This window comes from Alteromonas sp. KS69, from assembly GCF_003989595.1.
Classification (GTDB): Bacteria; Pseudomonadota; Gammaproteobacteria; order Enterobacterales; family Alteromonadaceae; genus Alteromonas; species Alteromonas naphthalenivorans.
The window spans coordinates 78,037-96,541 of the sequence record NZ_PYHU01000012.1 but is presented as its reverse complement, the minus strand read 5'-3'; the positions used below and the strand labels follow the sequence as shown (position 1 = coordinate 96,541).

General features: G+C 43.4%; 12 protein-coding genes. 3 read left to right on the top strand and 9 right to left on the bottom strand.

Annotated features, from left to right (window positions below):
- Positions 1-8: 8 nt before the first annotated feature.
- Together C7Y69_RS10125 and C7Y69_RS10120 are read right to left on the bottom strand one after the other, a co-directional pair.
- Positions 9-830, bottom strand: coding sequence for a sulfite exporter TauE/SafE family protein (locus C7Y69_RS10125; RefSeq protein WP_013782671.1), 822 nt, complete (start codon positions 828-830; stop codon positions 9-11).
- Between the two features lie 118 nt (positions 831-948).
- Positions 949-3,549 (bottom strand): TonB-dependent receptor plug domain-containing protein, encoded by a 2,601-nt coding sequence (locus tag C7Y69_RS10120; RefSeq protein WP_126872622.1) that lies wholly within the window; start codon positions 3,547-3,549, stop codon positions 949-951.
- A 421-nt stretch (positions 3,550-3,970) separates the two neighbouring features.
- On the opposite strand from C7Y69_RS10120, the gene C7Y69_RS10115 reads away from it, so the two are divergent.
- On the top strand, positions 3,971-4,975 hold the full coding sequence (locus C7Y69_RS10115; RefSeq protein WP_126872621.1) for a LysR family transcriptional regulator: 1,005 nt from the start codon (positions 3,971-3,973) through the stop codon (positions 4,973-4,975).
- Here the strand turns inward: C7Y69_RS10115 and C7Y69_RS10110 are convergent.
- The 5 genes from C7Y69_RS10110 to C7Y69_RS10090 form a co-directional block, all read right to left on the bottom strand.
- Positions 4,924-5,652, bottom strand: coding sequence for an endonuclease/exonuclease/phosphatase family protein (locus tag C7Y69_RS10110; protein ID WP_013782674.1), 729 nt, complete (start codon positions 5,650-5,652; stop codon positions 4,924-4,926). The two genes, C7Y69_RS10115 and C7Y69_RS10110, sit on opposite strands and share 52 nt — an antisense overlap.
- Positions 5,640-7,826 carry a VTT domain-containing protein gene (locus C7Y69_RS10105; protein ID WP_126872620.1) on the bottom strand — a complete coding sequence of 729 codons (2,187 nt, stop codon included), beginning with the start codon at positions 7,824-7,826 and terminating at the stop codon, positions 5,640-5,642. The genes C7Y69_RS10110 and C7Y69_RS10105 overlap by 13 nt, the downstream gene beginning before the upstream one ends.
- A gap of 242 nt (positions 7,827-8,068) precedes the next feature.
- Complete coding sequence (locus tag C7Y69_RS10100) at positions 8,069-9,229, bottom strand: GGDEF domain-containing protein (protein WP_126872619.1); 1,161 nt, start codon at positions 9,227-9,229, stop codon at positions 8,069-8,071.
- Between the two features lie 157 nt (positions 9,230-9,386).
- Entirely contained in the window at positions 9,387-11,246 is a 1,860-nt protein-coding gene (locus C7Y69_RS10095; protein WP_126872618.1) for a monovalent cation:proton antiporter-2 (CPA2) family protein, read from the bottom strand.
- A gap of 175 nt (positions 11,247-11,421) precedes the next feature.
- Positions 11,422-12,000, bottom strand: a complete 579-nt coding sequence (locus tag C7Y69_RS10090; protein ID WP_126872617.1) for a porin family protein — start codon at positions 11,998-12,000, stop codon at positions 11,422-11,424.
- A gap of 500 nt (positions 12,001-12,500) precedes the next feature.
- Here C7Y69_RS10090 and katG point away from each other — a divergent pair, with 500 nt between their 5' ends.
- Together katG and C7Y69_RS10080 are read left to right on the top strand one after the other, a co-directional pair.
- On the top strand, positions 12,501-14,801 hold the full coding sequence (katG, locus tag C7Y69_RS10085; RefSeq protein WP_126872616.1) for a catalase/peroxidase HPI: 2,301 nt from the start codon (positions 12,501-12,503) through the stop codon (positions 14,799-14,801).
- A gap of 397 nt (positions 14,802-15,198) precedes the next feature.
- Positions 15,199-15,684 (top strand): hypothetical protein, encoded by a 486-nt coding sequence (locus C7Y69_RS10080; RefSeq protein ID WP_126872615.1) that lies wholly within the window; start codon positions 15,199-15,201, stop codon positions 15,682-15,684.
- On the opposite strand, the gene C7Y69_RS10075 is transcribed toward C7Y69_RS10080, so the two are convergent.
- Complete coding sequence (locus tag C7Y69_RS10075; protein WP_126872614.1) at positions 15,681-17,006, bottom strand: mechanosensitive ion channel family protein; 1,326 nt, start codon at positions 17,004-17,006, stop codon at positions 15,681-15,683. The genes C7Y69_RS10080 and C7Y69_RS10075 overlap by 4 nt on opposite strands.
- Positions 17,007-17,443: 437 nt before the next feature.
- Complete coding sequence (locus C7Y69_RS10070) at positions 17,444-18,175, bottom strand: FadR/GntR family transcriptional regulator (RefSeq protein ID WP_126872613.1); 732 nt, start codon at positions 18,173-18,175, stop codon at positions 17,444-17,446.
- Positions 18,176-18,505 lie beyond the last annotated feature (330 nt).

Here is an 18,505-nt window from a genome sequence, read left to right as displayed (position 1 = left end):
GTAAGTGTTTATAGGGCCTTGTAAAACATAGCGCTAGAAACAATTACTAAGTAAATACCAAACATTCGTTTTAATTTTTTCTCGCTGAAGTTATGCGCCATTTTTGCTCCCATTGGGGCAGTGATAATGGCACCAATGCTAATGGCAACTAATGCGGGAATGTTGATATAGCCTATAGTTCCTACGGGCAAAATGGCGGTTTCAGGATGTTTCATAAACAGAAAGCCGATAGCGCCTGGAAGACCTATTAGGAAACCAACGCCAGCAGCAGTGGCTACTGCTTGCTGGATTGTGCGTTGACAGATAACCATAGTAATTACCATGGGCGTGCCTCCGCCAATCCCCAGAAGGGCCGAAAAGCCCCCTAGTACAAAAGCGAGTACTGATTTAGCCACACCTTCAGGCATAGACAATGCCACACCAGGGCGAATGACAAATTCTGGGAACAAGAAGTAAATAGAATAAAGTAAAACACCTGCCGCAAAAACGACCGTTAGACCATCGCTACTTGTGCTACTGGCAATATAAATACCGCCTATTACGCCCAATACTATCCAGATGCTCCATGATTTTAGAATATCAAAATCTACAGCGCCTTTTTTATGGTGAGCCATAACTGAGCGGGTACTCGATACCACAATAGAAGCTAAAGAAGTGCCTATTGCAACTTTCACTAGCTCTTGGGATGGGGGCGTAAAAAATGGAAATACGGCTAATAGAGCGGGAACAACAACAAACCCACCGCCATTACCAAAAAGACCAGCAGTAATGCCAGCAATAGCACCTGTAATACAAAGAGTAACAACGAACCAGAGAAGCTCTATTTCCATGAAACTACATCTCCAGCAAATACTTCTAATAACATGAATAGACCTTTAAATTTTACTTATAAAACGAGGGGTGAAAACATAAACACCGGCATTTGCCGGTGTTTAGTATTAGTTGTTTTTAGAACCTTGCCGCTAAGCGGGTGTAGTAGTAACCACCCTGCCAGTCGACGACTGATCCTGAGTCATAGACTTGACCACAGCAGGCGTCACCATTTGTTGAAGGGTCTGGATAGCTATCAAATAGGTTACGTACACCTACTGATAACGTTAGGTTTTCATTGATAAGGTATGACCCTTCAATATCAAACATAAATTCAGAGCCGTAGGTTTGAATTGTTTCGGCATCGATTACGGTACCATCATCGCTGCCTACATTTTCGTATTCACCGTAGTAACTCAATCGTGCTACCGCAGACCACACATCATAACTATGTGTCACAGAGAACACACCGCGCATTTCTGGCGTACCATGTTCAAAATCGTATATGTCCTCGGGGTCCAAGAATTCGCTAGGATCAGAGTCGAACGAGGTATCGTTATAGTTAATAGACCCTGTAATCATAGTTGAACCGTAGGTCGTTTCCATTTTATAAGTGGCAACGAGATCAACACCTTCAGTGACTGTATCGAACGCATTTTGGAAGAAGAACACACCACCAATTGATTCTGCACCAGAAACGCCCGCACCTGATAGCGCCAAGTAGTTCTGGTAGGCATCATAACCATCAGCGTCTGGGTCAGTGACTACCGTAGTAGATACATCTCGTGTAGATACTGAGTACAGTCTGTCTTCTAGTTTAATGTTGTAGTAATCGGCAGTAAGCGTTAAATCACCAAAACTAGCGGTTAAACCAAGTGTAAAGTTAGTTGATTTTTCAGGAAGTAATTCTTCAGCTCCTAATGCTTGGGCTACATCGCCACCAGCAGGGAACAAGCCCGTTGCTACTGGAAAACCATCAGGTAAACGAGTAGATACGTTTGTTGTACCTTGTTGACCTGGCGTCGGTGCTCTAAAGCCCGTACCGTATGAACTTCTTACTGCAATTTCGTCATTAATTTGGTAAATACCCGCAACCTTATAAACCACCTCAGAACCAAAGTCTGAATAGTCTTCATAACGTATAGCGGCTTGTGCGAACAATTCGTCGGTAATGTCACCAGAAATATCAGTATATACCGCATAAGAGTCACGGCTATACGTACCTGAGTAGTCAGGTGAATAACCAGGGAAACCATTTGAGCCTACACCCACCACGGTATAAACCGCATCATCACTGTCAGCACAATTTAGCGTTGAACCGGTACCAATGACGGCTAAACCAGCTGCACTAGCTGCATCTCCGTCACAGAAGCCCCAAGGATCAGAGGTTGCGTAAGGCCCTGCAAAGTAAGAATCTACTCCGCCTTCTGAAATTTCATAAGACTCGTCAAGATAGCTTGCCCCGAAGGCCAAAATATATTCGTTAAAATCGTAAGTGAAATCGGCCTGAATTTGCGTTTCTTCGTTAGTTAGGTCACCGGGCTTAAATGATGTCGGTGACTCATTACCCATAGATGGGTTAATCGTATTGGCAAGCGTATATGAAATATCGTTATATCCGTAACGACCACTTATGTCATAGCCTAAGTCGCCAGACATTCCTTTAATACCACCAACAAAAGAGTAGTCGGTTACATCGCCAGAAAAGCGCGGCGTAAAGCCACCTGGGAAAAATTCAGTAGGGCTCCATATAGAACCATCTTCTAGCCGAATATCTTCAATAGTGCCGTTACCCGGGTAACGATAATAGAAGTTACCGCTACCTTCACTTTCAGAGTAGTTACCAAACGCGTAAAGCTCCATTTCAGCCGTTAATGCATAGCCAGCATTGAAAAAGATACGAGTACCACTAGTATCTGGCTGTCCCCAAGGCTGAACTACATCTGAATCATGCACTGAGCTAGCCATTGCGGCGGCATCTGCAATGTATTGTTCTGATTGTTCATCCACACAGAACCAAGATTCACAGTATTGCTCGCCACGGAAGGTGGCTTCGCTATCTGAGTATTCTGCTGAAATACTTAAAAAACCATCATCACCTAACGCAAAACCTTTGTTACCTGTAATGGTAATTTGGTCGCCGTCACCTTCAAAATAGCTACCGTAGTCAGCGGTGAAAGACCCACCTTCAGTGTTCTCTTTTAGCTGGAAGTTAATAACCCCTGCAATAGCATCGGAGCCATATTGTGCTGCAGCACCATCACGCAGTACTTCTACACTGCCAATCGCAGCGGTAGGAATAGTCGCGATATCAGGCCCTTGTGTACCAGACCCACCGATAGACACTAGTGCAGCTCTGTGACGACGCTTAGAATTAACCAACACTAGAGTTTTGTCTGTAGGCATACCACGTAGCGTTGCAGGACGAATGAAGGTACCACCATCTGAAATAGGTTGGCGACCAACGGAGTAAGATGGCACGAGTGTCATCAGTACGTTGTTCATGTCGGTGAAGGCTACTGCTTCAATATCTTCAGCACTTAATACATCAACAGGTACAGGAGAGCTAGTTACTGAGCGAGGTGCACCACGTGCACCGACAACAGCAATTTTTTCAACATTTTGAGTATCTACTGCGGTTTCTTCAGCTTCTTGCGCTAACGCGAGTGGTGCTGCCAAAGATAGAGAGATTCCAGTGAACGCTAGTGCAATTGCATTATGTATCTTGTTTTTTCTCATGTGTGTTCCCTAAAACGAGCCGTTATGAGTTGTTATTCTTCACTTGGAGCAGGGACTAATGCCGCCCACGTTTGGCATAACAAGCACCACCTTGATGCATACTGCATCTTATAAATGTTTTGTGTGGTTACCTGTATTGACACTCAGGCTAAAAATTCTTTTAAAATCGCGAAAGAAAAAAGAATATTGAGGGGTATAAGAAAAGTATTGAGGCTGTATTTAACTATCTGATTCTAATGTCTTTAATTGTTCTAGCTTAGTATGAAAAAAATAAATGCAACTTTGAGATTAACGTAATTTTTACAAGTGTGAGGGCAGCTTTACTAGTCGATGGCATGTAACTTGCTGATTTTAATCTTAATAAAGCGACCTGTGCTTTATGGCAACGTGTTAAAAACTGTCATATTCGGGAAATTAGACTTTGAACTCTAAGCAACTTCAGTATTTTTTAACCACAGTACACAAAGGCAGTATTGCAGGTGCAGCACGTGAGCTTGATATCGCTCAACCTGCCATTAGTCAGCAATTAGCAAGCCTCGAAAGAGAGATGGGGGCGCAGTTGCTAAGTCGAACCTTCTCTGGGGTAACGTTAACCCCAGCGGGCGATTTGTTTCTCACTCATGCCACTAGGCTCATGGATGATATTAATAACGCTAAATCTGAACTGCGAGAGTTAGTGGGGAAAACGGCGGGTACTGTAAAAGTGGGTATGCTTCCGTCTATCGGTAATGTACTTTCCATGCCGCTTATTGCAGAAGTAAAGCAAAACCATCCAAAACTAAAATTGGAAATAAGTACTGGCCCTTCGTATTCAGTAAAGGGGTGGTTAGAAGGGCGGCAAGTCGATATTGCATTAACCTACGAGCAAGACGTTGACCCAAGGTTTATGACGGTTTCACCGCTTATTCGTGAAAACTTGCACTTGGTAATGGCTAATCAAGCAACATCCAGTGAGTACAGCCACCTTGCGGGCAGAGAAAGTATCCCGTTTTGGGCGTTGAGCCAATTCCCTCTATTATCGCCTGGCAATAAAGACGCATTAGGCAAGCTTATCGAACATTATGAAAAAGCGACGGGTGTCAATTTGCAGCATAATTTAGCCTATTCGGGGCAGTTGATGACAGGGTTGCGACAAGTTATGCAAGGAGAAGGGGTAATGATACTACCAACATCGGCCATTTTTCATCTTGAAGAATCGGGCTTGGTTTCTACGTTAAAAATAGTTGAGCCGGAAATGCAGCGATTGGTGCTAGCTGCGACTAACAAAACGAGCCCTTTAAACGAAGCCGTCTTAAAAATGCTTAAAGTGATAAAACAAGTTGTCGCCAGTGAGCAGGCGCTGCAACACTGGCGAGGCTCCTTAGCGTTTACTGATCAGTCAGAAATGAAAGGCGTATTGGCTTCTGGAAGTCTAATGTCGAGTTGAACTGGCAGGTGGTCAGAAAAGACGCTCGCCTTTTTTGATGTCAGCTTTTTGCATTCTGAAACCGTGATGTCGTCACTTACCCACACACGATCTAAAGAGAAAATTGGAAATTGACTCGGGAAGGTAGCGCCTACCTTATGTTGATTCAAAAGCTTGTTCAACGAGGTGAAAGCCCGTGAAAAGAATTGCCACTCATTGAAGTCTCCCGCCAATACCAATGGCATGGGATGGGCTTGCATCCTTTGCTCAAGATAATCATGCAACAATGCGAATTGCGAGCGGCGCTCTAATCGCTTAAGTCCTTTATGGGTGTTAACGACAGTAAGGGGTCCTTTGTCAGTTTGTAACACTACCACTTGCACATTTCTGGGCTGTCGCCCCTGCTGGCTTACGTCAAAGGTTTCTTGTTCAATAACGTTGAAGCGCGACAATATAGCGTTGCCATACCATCCGCTTGGCTCATGCAGGGCAGGGGCAGACACCAAGTTGTAGACATTTTTAGCACAAATATCTTCAATATCTCGCTCAATCGCACGCTCGGATGGGCGTGTATCCATCTCTTGTAAAAGTACAATATCGGCACCCGATTCAGCTAGAAATTGCCCAATTCGGTGATAATTTTGTAACTTGTCCCTGCCTAGCCCACTATGAATGTTGTAACTAATTATGCGGCACATTCTTTACTTTCCGATGCACGTTTTTGACGAGATTCTTGATAATAGCGAGCGAACTTTTGAGAGCCCCAAATCATTAAGCCCCAAAGCACAATACCGCCTACTAAATAGCTAATGGTTTCAACCGACGGGTTGCGGAAGATTTGAGTTATAGAGTCACCTACCAATCCTTTCGCAATCATTGGGGGGAACATGCCAAAGAAAGTACCGATCAGAAACTGTAATAAACCAATTGATGAAATACCTGCAACTAAGTTTACTAAGCTAAAGGGGGCAATAGGCAACATTCTAATGGCAGCAACACCCACTATTCCACTTTGTTTCAGTTTCTCATCCAATGCTTCTACTTTCGGTCCACCCACCTTCCGAAGGCCAGCGTCACCAGAAAGTTTACCGATAGCAAATAAAATAGCAGAGCTTAGCAGGGCACCCATGATGCCGTATATTGGCCCCCAAATAGGGCCGAAGATAGCGGCAACCGCTAATGACAATACGGTAACGGGGAAGAAGAGTATGCCTCCCACTACATAAACCAATAATACCGTAGGCAGTGCAAAGTAAGTGCCTCTGCTCTTTTCAAGGAACGCATTAATACTCTCACCACTTAACCACGAAATGGATTGGCTCGCCCAGAACATCAGGCCACCGAGCACAGCAATAACGGCTAGCCCCAACATGATCATAATAGTTCTACGTCTTGGGTTACGCGCGGGTAGCGCCCCACCATCAAAAGAAGGCATAGAAATTAAAGGCTCCTCTGGATCTGATAAAGAACGAAATACATTATTCACTGACTGCGTAGTGAAAACTTCATCACGAACTTCGGTTAATACATATCCGTGTGCAATTTGCCCATGGATTAATGCTTCAACAGGATATTCTTCTGCAAACAGTGCAGGCATATCTGAGATATCTCTACCGGTATGCTCAGCAAGTAAATCGTTACGAACATTCAAAATTGCCGCTCGGTTTAGCTCGCTGTTGCCGCTAAGCACAACGTCAATTTCTGTATCTAGTGTCATAGAACGGTTACTTAGGTTAGACGATCCTATCACTAAGTATTTGTCGTCAACGGTCATTACCTTAGAATGTATGCGCTTGTAGGCTTTTCTGCCTTGTAAGTCTTCGCACGACGAGTAAGTCAACTTTACTCTTTTAGGGTCGATGTCTTTTTCAAGAATAGATTTAAATTCTATGCGACTTGCCCAAAAGGCTTCACATTCGAATTTACCTTTAGGCTCGTAAGAACTGACAATAATGACGTGTAAGTCAGGACGTGCCTTCATACGTTTGTTCAACGCTTCGGCAATTTCCTGACGAGTAGTAAATTGATTCTCAATGTAGATAAGCGACTCGGCTTGACCGATTAAATCAAGTAGCATGGTGCGTACTTCTTGCGCTGGCTCAACTTCGTCCATAAACGGAATTGTTCTAGCTAGCGCACAGTCGACTTCTTCAAAGATGGGCGGAAAACCTTCAGGCCACGTGTCGGGAATAGGACCATCTACAGACGTATCGGCTTGGGCGCGAATCTCTACCGGTTCACTTTCGGCAACCCGCAACCACCTCCAACGAACCAGTTTAGAAAAATCAGCCACTACTGGACCGGAAGATACCATTTGCACATCGTGTAGCGGAGGGTACTCACCGTCGGGCCCATCTCGTTCTTCAGATACTACGGGGTGGTCACGGGTGTCCCAGCGATTCGTTGAAATATCCATGCCACCAGAGAAAACCAGCTCATCATCAATCACGATAATTTTTTGGTGCTGACTGCCGCCCATAGGGATGGTGTCATCAAGCTCGGTTTGCACGTTATCTGGGGTTTTTTCTTCCCACACTTCTTTTGCCCACATTTCTCGTTTAGAGAAAAATGCGAGAGAAGAATCCCAGCGTAGCAGGTAAATGTTTAAGTCGGGGTTACTTTCTGCTTTCCATGCAAGTAAATCGCTGACAACACTCGGGGCTGCACTGTTTGCTTCATCATCGCCTCTTAAAAGGCGTATGCGACTATCAATGTCCCATCCTATGATAAAAATACTGTGCTTGGCTTTTACAATAGCGCTGTGTAGCGCTTTGTAATAATTACCACAGTCTATAAGTGGCGCTACAAAATTAGCTTTGCTGCTAACCCAACAATTTTCACCTGGTTTGAATATATTATTGTTATCAACCATGTTGTCTCCCGACATCGCTTCCGTGTAATAAAGTAAATATACGAGAGAAGTTGCAGGAAACGTTCCGGATCACAGCAGTGCTAGGCTAAAATGCTAACTTACTAATATTTCTTGGTTTTAACACTTTGCGAGTGAATATTTTTCAATTAGCTAGAATTGGAGAATGTAACTTTTTCACAGAAATAGAGTAATTGAGGCGTAATGAATAGATGAACTCAAATTGAGGTGTTAACACATTTAACTTACAGTGTGGCCACTATAAGCGATGGCAGCATGTAAACCAAACTGGTTCCATCTTGCCGTACAATGCTGGCTTCATCAAGCGGCGCTCCTTTTTGCCACGCGAATACGATGTCAGAGGAAGGTGCAATACCGATACTGGCAGTAAACATGGGCGCGCTGTCTAGCGTTTGGACATTTTTGGAAAATACTTGTTTTACCAATCTATCAGCAACCACATGAACCGAGTCAATAGTGACACCGCTTAGCATAATCGCAAACTTACTTTCGCTTATTTGCCCCGCTATATCATTTGAACGGGTAAAATGAATAAGAGACTGCCCCACTTGAGAACTGGCGCTTTCACCGGCACTCGCGCCGTAGTTATCTATCACGTCTTGGTAGCCATCTATTTCAACTAGCAACAGTACATTTTCATGTTTGTTAGTTTGTTGAAGCTTTTTAATGGATTGTTGAATAAAGTCGTCACGTTTTAGTAAAACCGCACCAGAGCCTCTAAGCGGACGATGATAAAGTGATTGAGATTTTGGCTCTGTGCTACATCGCGTCAACGATAAAACGATTAATGCAGCGGTTATCACCATCAGCACAGAGGTGAGCTTGTACAGCAACGACAAGTCATCCATACCACCGGTAATTGAATTTACCACCGATACCGTGCCATGTAAGAAAAGTGAAAAAGACGAAATAAGCAGCAAATGGCGGAGCAAGGCACGCTTTTCCTCTTTTACTCTATTATCATTGTAAAGCACGCCCTCACTTAACAGCACAAGTGCAGCACAAAAAAACATAGCCACAGATTCGGCCAGCGCAGGCATTGACCACAATACACAAATTCCACTAACTCCTACCCCTAGGACAGGAAGTGCATGGCGGTTAAGTTTGTAGTCTTTGTGTTTTTGTAGCGATTCCAACCCCAAAAAGACCTGATAGAAACCGACTACAAGAGCTATAAGCCCCAAAATGAAATATGAAGAAGGGAGTGCATATAGGGTATCGCTAAGACGTGAAATTAAACTACCGCAAAGCAAGCCACTGGCAATTGACCAGTAGCGAAATATTGTTTTTTTCTGATAAACCGTTTTTATCGTGAAGTAGCCGCAAAGTGCCGCACATACCGCGATAGAAACAATAATGCAGGTGGCTAGAAAAAAGTACAACACTCAGCCCTTAAGATTAATTCGAGGCAGGATTATACCAAAGTATAAAGAGTGCAATAGGGCACTCATCCTAAGGCTGGTATCGTAAATTAGATAAAGTTATTAAAATATATACTTTATTATGGCTATTCTATCGTTGCAGTTTTGCCTTTATTCACTTTCATCCTTCTTTCGCCTCGTTAGCTTTATTAGGGTCTCGAGTACTATCACAGGTATTAAACATATCTTGTGCTTCAGTATCTTGTGCTAATACTTGGGTGAGGTCATCCATCCGCTGTTTAATTGCGACGCCATAAGAGTGGTCATCACCCCACAATTCGGCAAGTAGGTTCATGGATTCAACATCATGTTCTCTAAATAGCCTTCCTGCGCGTTCGGCATCGATATCATCGTTCCCCAATAATTTTAATGATTCAACCGCGAGTACCAATGCAGAGTCGAAAGTTTCTCGGTTAAAGGTGCCGACTTTCATACGAATAAGTTCATAAGCATGGCGCCTGTCCCTAGCCCGTACCGCTAACTTCAAATTTGGGTAATGCTTACGAGCAATGTCGATAATTTCGATTGTTTTGTGCGGGTCATCTATGGCAATAACAAGCAGGTCGGCAGAATTTGCCCCTGCCGCTTCTAATAATTCTTTTCTGGCGGCGTCGCCGTAGAAGACTTTGTTACCGAAGCGTCTCAACAAGTCGATTTGGCTAGGGCTGTGATCAAGTACGCTTACTTCATAACCTTGGGCCTTTAACAGTCGTCCAATAACTTGCCCAAATCTACCGTAGCCCGCAATAATCACATGTCGAGAAGCCTCTATTTCCTCAGGCTTATCAAATGCAGGTGCTGATGACTTTTGAAATTTCTGTGCACGGTCGTAAACCATTAATAGTAATGGGGTAATAACCATGGAAAGTGCCACGACTAAGGTAACAATATTGGCTTCCTGAGAACTTAAAATACTCAACTCTCGAGATAGTGAAAGTAGCACGAAGGCAAATTCCCCACCTTGTGCTAGGGCTAAAGTGAACAATAGTCGCTGACGAGAATTAATCGAAAAGAGATGGGCTAAGCCATAAAGCACTAAACCTTTAATAGCCACAAGACCAACAACCAGCAGTAATATAAGTAAACTGTTCTCAGCTAATAATCCGAAATCAATCGATGCGCCAACGGTAACGAAAAATAGCCCTAGTAACAGCCCTTTGAAGGGCTCAATATCAGCTTCAAGTTCATGTCTAAATTCACTCTCTGCAAGCACCACGCCCGCCAAGAAGGTGCCTAATGCTGGGGAAAGGCCGACGGTCTGCATCAGTAGTGCTATTGCAATCACTAAGAATAGCGCGAAAACCGTGAATATTTCTCGCATATGAGTTTGGGAGATGTACCTGAATATGGGGGTGGAAATGTATTTGCCCGCCAGAATAATGGTAACAATCACGGCAATAGAAATACCCACTTTACCCATGGCAGACCAATCCGATACCAGTGAGTGGTTAGACCCATCAACGGCACTAGCGGGAAGGAATGAAAGTAGCGGCATAAGTGCCAATATAGGAATAACGGCGATGTCTTGAAATAAAAGAACCGAGAAACTATTTTGGCCGGCGTCTAATTTTAACCAGCCTTTTTCTTCCAGAGATTGGATAACAATAGCGGTTGAAGAGAGCGCTAGCATCAAGCCAATTGCCAATGCGCTTTGCCAAGCAAGCCCCAATCCATAATAGGTGATGGCAAAAATAGCCCCGGTCGAGAGCAACACTTGTAGTCCTCCTAGCCCCACGATTGAATGCCTTAAGGTCCATAATCGGGAAGGTTGCAACTCAAGCCCAATAAGAAACAGCATCATCACTACCCCAAACTCAGCGAAGTGCATCACTTCGGTTTGGTCGCCCACTAGCGATAAAACAAATGGACCAATTAAAATCCCAGCAATGAGATAGCCTAGCACTGAGCCCAAACCCAATCGTTTAGCAATAGGTACAGCGATTAGCGCAGCACCAAGGTAGATAAGAGCAAGTGTTAGCATGAGGTCTACTGCCGTCTTTTCGTTTGTAGGAATGAATTATGCTATCTCAAAAACATGTCGTTAGCTTGACATTCATTAACCTGTTTTGGAGGTAACTGTTTTTAGTAAGGGATGTAAATAAAAATGCGGCGCTGTAAAGCGCCGCATTTAGGGGGAACTCAATTAACTTTGGTATTTAGAATCGATATTCAACACCGATGCTTGCCTGCTTTAAATCTGTCTCAAAGTTAGTATCGTCGATATCATCTACGGCTTCTTCTGCATCTAGCTCGGCGTCATACACTGTGTATTCGGCGTTAACCAAAAAGTTTTTTGTGATGGCATAACTTAAGCCTGCGCCAACGAAAAGACTTTCGTCGTCATAGTCACTAGAAACACCGCCTAGGTTATATTCTGTTTCTGACCACAACTGTCCCGCTTTAGCGTACAGTGAAAAACGGTCTGTTATTGGAAGAATTCCTTTAATCGCCGCCGTGTACCCATCGGTATCTCCGCCAGCAATGTCGTTGCCATAGTCACCGAAGTCGATAAAACTACCTTCTACCGCAACCCATTCGTTGAACTTATAACCGACAAGTCCTTGCCATACATCTTTGTCGTCATCAAAATCGTCTTCACCTTCTACGCGAAGGTATCCGTAGTTACCACCAACATAGAAACCACTTTCGTCGAGAGAGTAGTCGTTTGACTGAGCAAAACTACCGAATGATGTAAGTGCTGCAATACCTGCAAGTGCTGTAAGTGTGTTTTTCATAATGACATCCTCGTTTTAATTTCCAACGTTCCATTAGCTTCCGATAAAGGAAGATCCACGTGAAGATGAAATGCTTCACGTTTGATAACACTGACTATTCAATCGGCGTGCCAGCGTAAAATTGTCTTAAACGAGGGAAATATTGGGAAAGAGTTTCACGGTCTTACTCAGTTTTATGTTCAAGTTGAGTAAGTTTTAGCCGCCGATTAAAAGTTGTACGGCATAACTTTCTTGGGGTATGAAAAGAGTACACGGCTTCTGAAATGCGTAAACACGTTTTTCAGGTTGATTGAGTCAACGTTTTTAAATATCTGTTTTTAGAACGAATGCCTTAATCAGTATTTCCTATCGGGTTAATTCAATTTTTTAACTGTCCTTTAAGCGAACCGATAACTACATTAACTATGTGAATTAATTGTTAACTGCAAATTGTGGCGGGTGGGCGAACTACAAAACGCATACATTTGCAGATGTATACACATAATAAATGGAACAACAATATGAAAATTACCAGGGTACGCAAGGCTACATTAGCAGGCTTGATTTCATTGGCACTAGGTACGTCGCATTCATTTGCTAACAATGAAATTAGCAAACCAGCCGGCGCAAAAGGGTCTGGCATGGTTCAGCCTTTTCAGGCTAGAACGAATAATTTTTGGTGGCCAGAACAATTAAACCTATCTCAACTTCGTGATCACGACAGCCGCTCAAACCCGCTAGGCGATGACTTTGACTACGCAAAAGCATTCTCTTCACTCGATTTAGACCAAGTTAAAGCGGATGTGAATGAATTGCTGACGACCTCTCAAGATTGGTGGCCTGCAGATTATGGAAACTATGGTCCATTCTTTATCCGACTTTCATGGCATAGTGCGGGGACATATCGTACGTTAGATGGTCGAGGCGGGGGCGATGGTGGCCAAATGCGTTTCGACCCGCTCAATAGCTGGCCTGATAATGCAAGCCTAGATAAAGCGCGCCGATTGCTTTGGCCAATAAAGCAAAAGTACGGGAAAGCATTATCTTGGGGTGACCTTATGATACTTGCCGGCACGGTAGGTATGGAAAACATGGGTTTTGATACCTATGGTTATGCGGGTGGTCGTACCGACGACTGGGAACCTGATATGGTTTATTGGGGACCTGAAGTAGAAATGCTGGCTAGCGATCGAGAAGAAAAGGGCGGAGAGTTGCAACGCCCATTAGGCGCGACGCACATGGGTTTAATTTACGTTAATCCGGAAGGGCCTAAAGGTGTGCCTGATCCTTTGGGTTCAGCGAAGAACATTCGCACCGCATTTAATCGCATGGCCATGAATGATGAAGAAACAGTGGCGCTTATCGCTGGCGGTCATACATTTGGCAAAATGCATGGCGCTCACAAGCCTGCAGACTGTTTAGAAGCAGAACCTGGTGGTGCAGGTGTGGAAGAACAAGGCCTTGGTTGGAAGAACAACTGTGGCAAAGGACATTCTGAAGACACAGTGACTAGTGGTTTAGAAGGTGCTTGGACCCAACTTCCTACCCGTTGGACCAGTTTATATCTGCAAAACTTGCTTGGTTTTGAGTGGGAACAAACTCGCAGCCCGGCAGGCGCTATTCAATGGATACCTACTGATGAGTCTGCGCAAACAGCAGTGCCAGACGCTCATGTAGAAGGGAAGCGACATGCTCCGGTTATGACAACGGCCGATCTCGCGCTTAAGTATGACCCAGAATATCGTAAGATAGCAGAACGCTTCCTTGCTGATCCAAAAGAATATCAAACCGCCTTTGCTAAGGCTTGGTTCAAGCTAACCCACCGCGATATGGGCCCTAAAGCACGTTATCTTGGTAACGATATTCCTGAAGAAAATTTTGTATGGCAAGACCCAGTAACCATTACTGATCACAAGCTAGTTAGTGATGGCGACGCGAAAAAGTTAAAAGCAACTATTTTAGATTCGGGGCTTAGCGTACAACAGTTAGTTAAAACAGCCTGGGGCTCGGCGGCAAGTTTTCGAGCATCTGACTACCGAGGTGGCGCAAATGGTGCTCGTATTGCACTTGCACCACAAATGGATTGGTCGGTAAATGAACCTGAAACCGTTAAAGCTGTGATCGCTAAATTAAAAGAAATTCAAAAAGACTATAATGGCGGTAAGTCATCTAGCCCTAAAATTTCGTTGGCTGACCTCATTGTATTAGCAGGTGGGGCGGCTATTGAAAAAGCGGCTGCCGATGCAGGCGTTGAAATTTCGGTACCGTTCGTACCAGGGCGAGGTGATGCAACCCAAGCGCAAACTGATGTGAACTCGTTCTCACTGTTAGAGCCAACGGCTGATGCATTCCGCAACTACTACAATGCAGATACTAGCTATCGTTCACCTGCAGAAATGCTGGTAGATAAAGCAGACCAACTTAACTTAACCGTTCCAGAAATGACGGTACTAATTGGTGGTATGCGTTCGTTAGGTGCGAATAACGGCAATAGCACTCACGGTGTTTTCACTAATAAGGTAGGTACGCTCAACAATGATTTCTTTACCACATTGCTTGATATGAATGTGAAGTGGAGAAAAACAGACGACGCCGCTGTTTATGAGGGCATAAACCGTAAAACGGGTGAGGTACTCTACTCGGCTACACCTGTTGATTTAGTATTTGGTTCAAATAGTGAATTGCGTGCAGTGTCTGAAGTTTACGCTTACGACAACGCGAAAACTAAATTTGTAGAGGATTTTGTAGATGCGTGGACAAAAGTGATGACCCTTGATCGCTTCGATTTACGTCATGACTTAAGCAGCCCTTTAAATCAGTAAAGTTAAAGGCTCATTTACTTAATAGAAACGCGGGCATTATTGAAGTGCCCGCGTTTTTTACATTGAAGAAATAAAAGGAAACACTGAAAGGCGTTAGAAAGATACCCAAGATTAACGCTGCACCTCCCGCAAACTTTCTATACACTGAACAGCTTAGATAAAAATTAATACGCGCTTTAGTCATGTTGCAAATTATCTCGTTTTAAATTATCTCGTTGTAAATGCATAGAAGTGGCGATGAATAAATGACAGTCAAAGCGTAAAGACTGAATGCAGAGTAGCAATGGCAGAAAATACCTGCAAAGTAGTGATGATAAGGCAATGATTGAATGCTAGCGATGCATCAGTCAATAACCCATAAAACCATCTAGCATACCTAAGTATTTAATAACTAATCATGGCAACGATACAGCGACAGCTTGTGAACCTAGAAATACTGGCAGAGGATTTGAATTCACTTTCAAGTGAGCAGTATGAGGGCGAGCAGCATATTAGGCTAATTGAAGAATACAAAGAAGCACTTGAGCACTTATCAGTTAGCGCAAAACCAGAAACGGAGAGTGGCTTTAAAAAAAGGCTGACTACATCTACTTTGGCTCACGTTCTGGAAAGTAAACAGATGATAGGTGTACATCTGAAACTCATTGGCTATGTGCTAACCTTTTGGGATGCAAATAAAAAAGCCAATGAAATTCTAGACACTAACTTTGGTGAAAGTGCCGACAAACGCTTAGAGTTACTACAGGTGAAAGCTATAAGAGCCAAAGCTCAGCTAAAAACGGTGGCCCATGCCATGGGGCAGGCCGATTATCAGAAGTTTATCGACCTGCTAAATCTACGCGATGCCCAATGGCAGTGGAATGTATTACTTTCTCGCTACTAAGGGGTGGTATTTCGAATACCAATACCGTTTTCGTTAACCACGCGTACTTCACGTTGAGGGAAGGGGATTTCAATCTGATGTTCTCTCAGGGTTTCGAACACGGTTAATAAAAGGTCTCCGCCAACACGGTTTTTTCCATCATCAACACCATCCATCCAAAACTCAACAAACATATTCACGCCCGAGTCACCAAAACTGTCTATTTCGCAATCTGGCAGTTCTTCAAAGGGGATGTCTTCACCACTAATAACCTGAGGATGTTGAGCTACTGCATCTTTTATAATTTCTACCATTGCTCGAATATCAGTTTTATAAGCGACTGAAAAATCGATACGGTAGCGCTGTTTAGGATCTTTGTGAGTCCAGTTGATTAATAACGAGCTAATGAACTTTTCGTTAGGCACGAGTATGTCTTTACCGTCGAAGGTTTCGAGAACCGCATAACGCATTTTAAATTCCCGCACGATACCTTTTTGGCCGTCTTCAAGTTCTACGAAATCACCTACGGTTAACGACCTATCAAGCAATATAATAATGCCGGATATAAAGTTTGAAGCGATAGATTGCAGCCCAAGGCCCAACCCTACGCCCAGTGCACCGCCGAATACCGCTAAGGCGGTTAGATTTATTCCCATCACGTTTAGTAGCAGCAGGAATACAATACAAAATAACGCAACTTCAAAGAGTTTTGCGAACACTTCTTTAGTAGACACATCTAGCGTGGTGTGGCTGCGAATAATGTCTTTTCCAAGGGTGTTAGATGCTCGACCTAACCAAAACAACAAGCCGCCAAAAAGAAATACGCGTGTTATTCCATAGGCTGAAATATCGACATTGCCAATCGATAACGACATCGATTCCAGCGCACTAGTAACAACAGGTAATACGCCCACTAAATGTAAGAATAAAATAGGCAAGCCTACCCACCGCATGAAACCGGCGAAAACGGGGTTATCTATAAACCCTCTAATCAAGGAAGCAACAAATAGCATAACTGCCACAACAACCGCTATTTCTAGTACCCAAGCATCGAATTGAAATTGTTCACCTAAAACCGTAGTCAATTTGAGTATGCTAATGGTAATGACGGGGAACAGTGTGCCGCCAAGTTTGAATAGCATGTTGTGTATTGTATGTGCCCCGCTTTGTGGTGCTTCCCGTGTGAACTTGAAAGGCCTTCTAACTTGTCTTGCCAGAATAAAGGCCAGTGCGTATATCACTGCGATGAGCAAAACTTGAATGAGAAACGTCGTGGTATACACCGATGCTTGTATCAGCGTCCATTTTTCTTGTATGAAGTCGAAAAACGTATTTAGGATCATTTGATTGTAATTCGCAAAACCATGACGAGCAGAATACTCGAAATTATAGACTAAACAATAGCGCGCTTTTTAAACTGAATTTTGCATGCCGTAAAGTAATTTTGTACGCAAAATGCGTATTTAAATAAAAGCAGCTAAGTTGAAGAAGGTAACGTTATAGCCTCTCAATGCTCATTGGTAATGGTTATTGGTAATATCTTTTCTTGTTTGTGGTTGACAAAGTGGCGTGATGTTTATATATTTTGAGTTGAAGCTAACGCGACTAATGATGACGCGCTACTTTTAGACACCCGTATTAGTAAAAACAGATTTACTCAAATACAAACTCATACAAGAAAAGCAAAAATACTCTGAGTATCCTACTAAGTAACAGGCTTCGAAAGAAGCCTGTTTTGTTTGTGCTATACGTAAAAACGGTTTTCACCAAGGCAGGTGATTTATTTACTTAGATGAGAAATCGAATATAAGCCTCTTGTCTTATCCGTTTTCCGTTTAATCTCTTCTAACTCTCTCGCTTCACTAGCATCAAATAACGCATTTATTAGACGATTAAAATGGCTGTGCATTGCTTTACGAGCGGCAGCAGTGTCTTTGTTGGCGATGGCGTTGAAAATTTCCGTATGTTCTTTTATTCGTTGTTCAATACCTTGAGAGCAGACATCGTTATAGGCCGCTACTATTTCGGGCGTTGAACGACGAAGTTCCCATAGATTTTCAACCGAAAGTTGCACTGCATGGTTATGTGTAGCCTGGGAAATAATATGGTGAAAACGCTGATCAGCTTCATCCGCAATATCTGGAGAGGCCATATCTGATAGGGCTTTCTTAAGCGCAGAAACCTCTTCATCGCTTATAGTGGATGCAGCCAGCGCGGCGGCTTCCCCTTCAATCAATGCTCTGGCTTGAGTAAGCTCGAAAGCACTAATAGTTTTTGCTGAATGTTGGGCATTCTTTTGCGCTAATACATAGACTCCTGACCCGGTTTTCACTTCCACTCGTTCGCGAACCTCTAATGCGATTATCGCCTCACGAATAGTAGGACGGCTCACATTATAGGTCTGTGCTAGTTCTCGTTCCGCTGGCAGTCGACTCCCAGCTGGGCATATACCTTGATCGATTAAGTCTTCGAGTTTTTCTACAATACTCCAGAAAAGCCGGCGAGATTTCATGTTTTAACCTTATTTACATATATTGGTAACGTCGCTGTTACACAGATTGTAGCCTGAAAATGCGTCTATTCGCAAAGTGCGACAAATATCGTTGTGCTAATCACAGTTAAAAGTACGAATAAATGTCGAGATATTTACGCTTGGTAATAACTGAGTTGCTATCTGGTAAAATAAATTGGTTGTATTTGGTCGTCCGATTGGTTAGATTGTTTTTTTTCGTGTGACATTTCTTTTACACAAAATGAACATCGTAAATGGCTTATATGGCCATAGTTGGCGAGCAAAAAAGTGAAATCAGTATAGGTTCACTGTGATTAGGCTAGATAGCAA

Excerpts from the sequence above, each read along its gene's own strand:
- C7Y69_RS10110 (WP_013782674.1), bottom strand. The coding sequence starts at position 5,652 with ATGTGCCGCATAATTAGTTACAACATTCATAGTGGGCTAGGCAGGGAC.
- katG (WP_126872616.1), top strand. The coding sequence starts at position 12,501 with ATGAAAATTACCAGGGTACGCAAGGCTACATTAGCAGGCTTGATTTCA.
- C7Y69_RS10070 (WP_126872613.1), bottom strand. The coding sequence starts at position 18,175 with ATGAAATCTCGCCGGCTTTTCTGGAGTATTGTAGAAAAACTCGAAGAC.
- C7Y69_RS10120 (WP_126872622.1), bottom strand. The coding sequence starts at position 3,549 with ATGAGAAAAAACAAGATACATAATGCAATTGCACTAGCGTTCACTGGA.
- C7Y69_RS10075 (WP_126872614.1), bottom strand. The coding sequence starts at position 17,006 with ATGATCCTAAATACGTTTTTCGACTTCATACAAGAAAAATGGACGCTG.
- C7Y69_RS10090 (WP_126872617.1), bottom strand. The coding sequence starts at position 12,000 with ATGAAAAACACACTTACAGCACTTGCAGGTATTGCAGCACTTACATCA.
- C7Y69_RS10080 (WP_126872615.1), top strand. The coding sequence starts at position 15,199 with ATGGCAACGATACAGCGACAGCTTGTGAACCTAGAAATACTGGCAGAG.
- C7Y69_RS10095 (WP_126872618.1), bottom strand. The coding sequence starts at position 11,246 with ATGCTAACACTTGCTCTTATCTACCTTGGTGCTGCGCTAATCGCTGTA.
- C7Y69_RS10125 (WP_013782671.1), bottom strand. The coding sequence starts at position 830 with ATGGAAATAGAGCTTCTCTGGTTCGTTGTTACTCTTTGTATTACAGGT.
- C7Y69_RS10105 (WP_126872620.1), bottom strand. The coding sequence starts at position 7,826 with ATGGTTGATAACAATAATATATTCAAACCAGGTGAAAATTGTTGGGTT.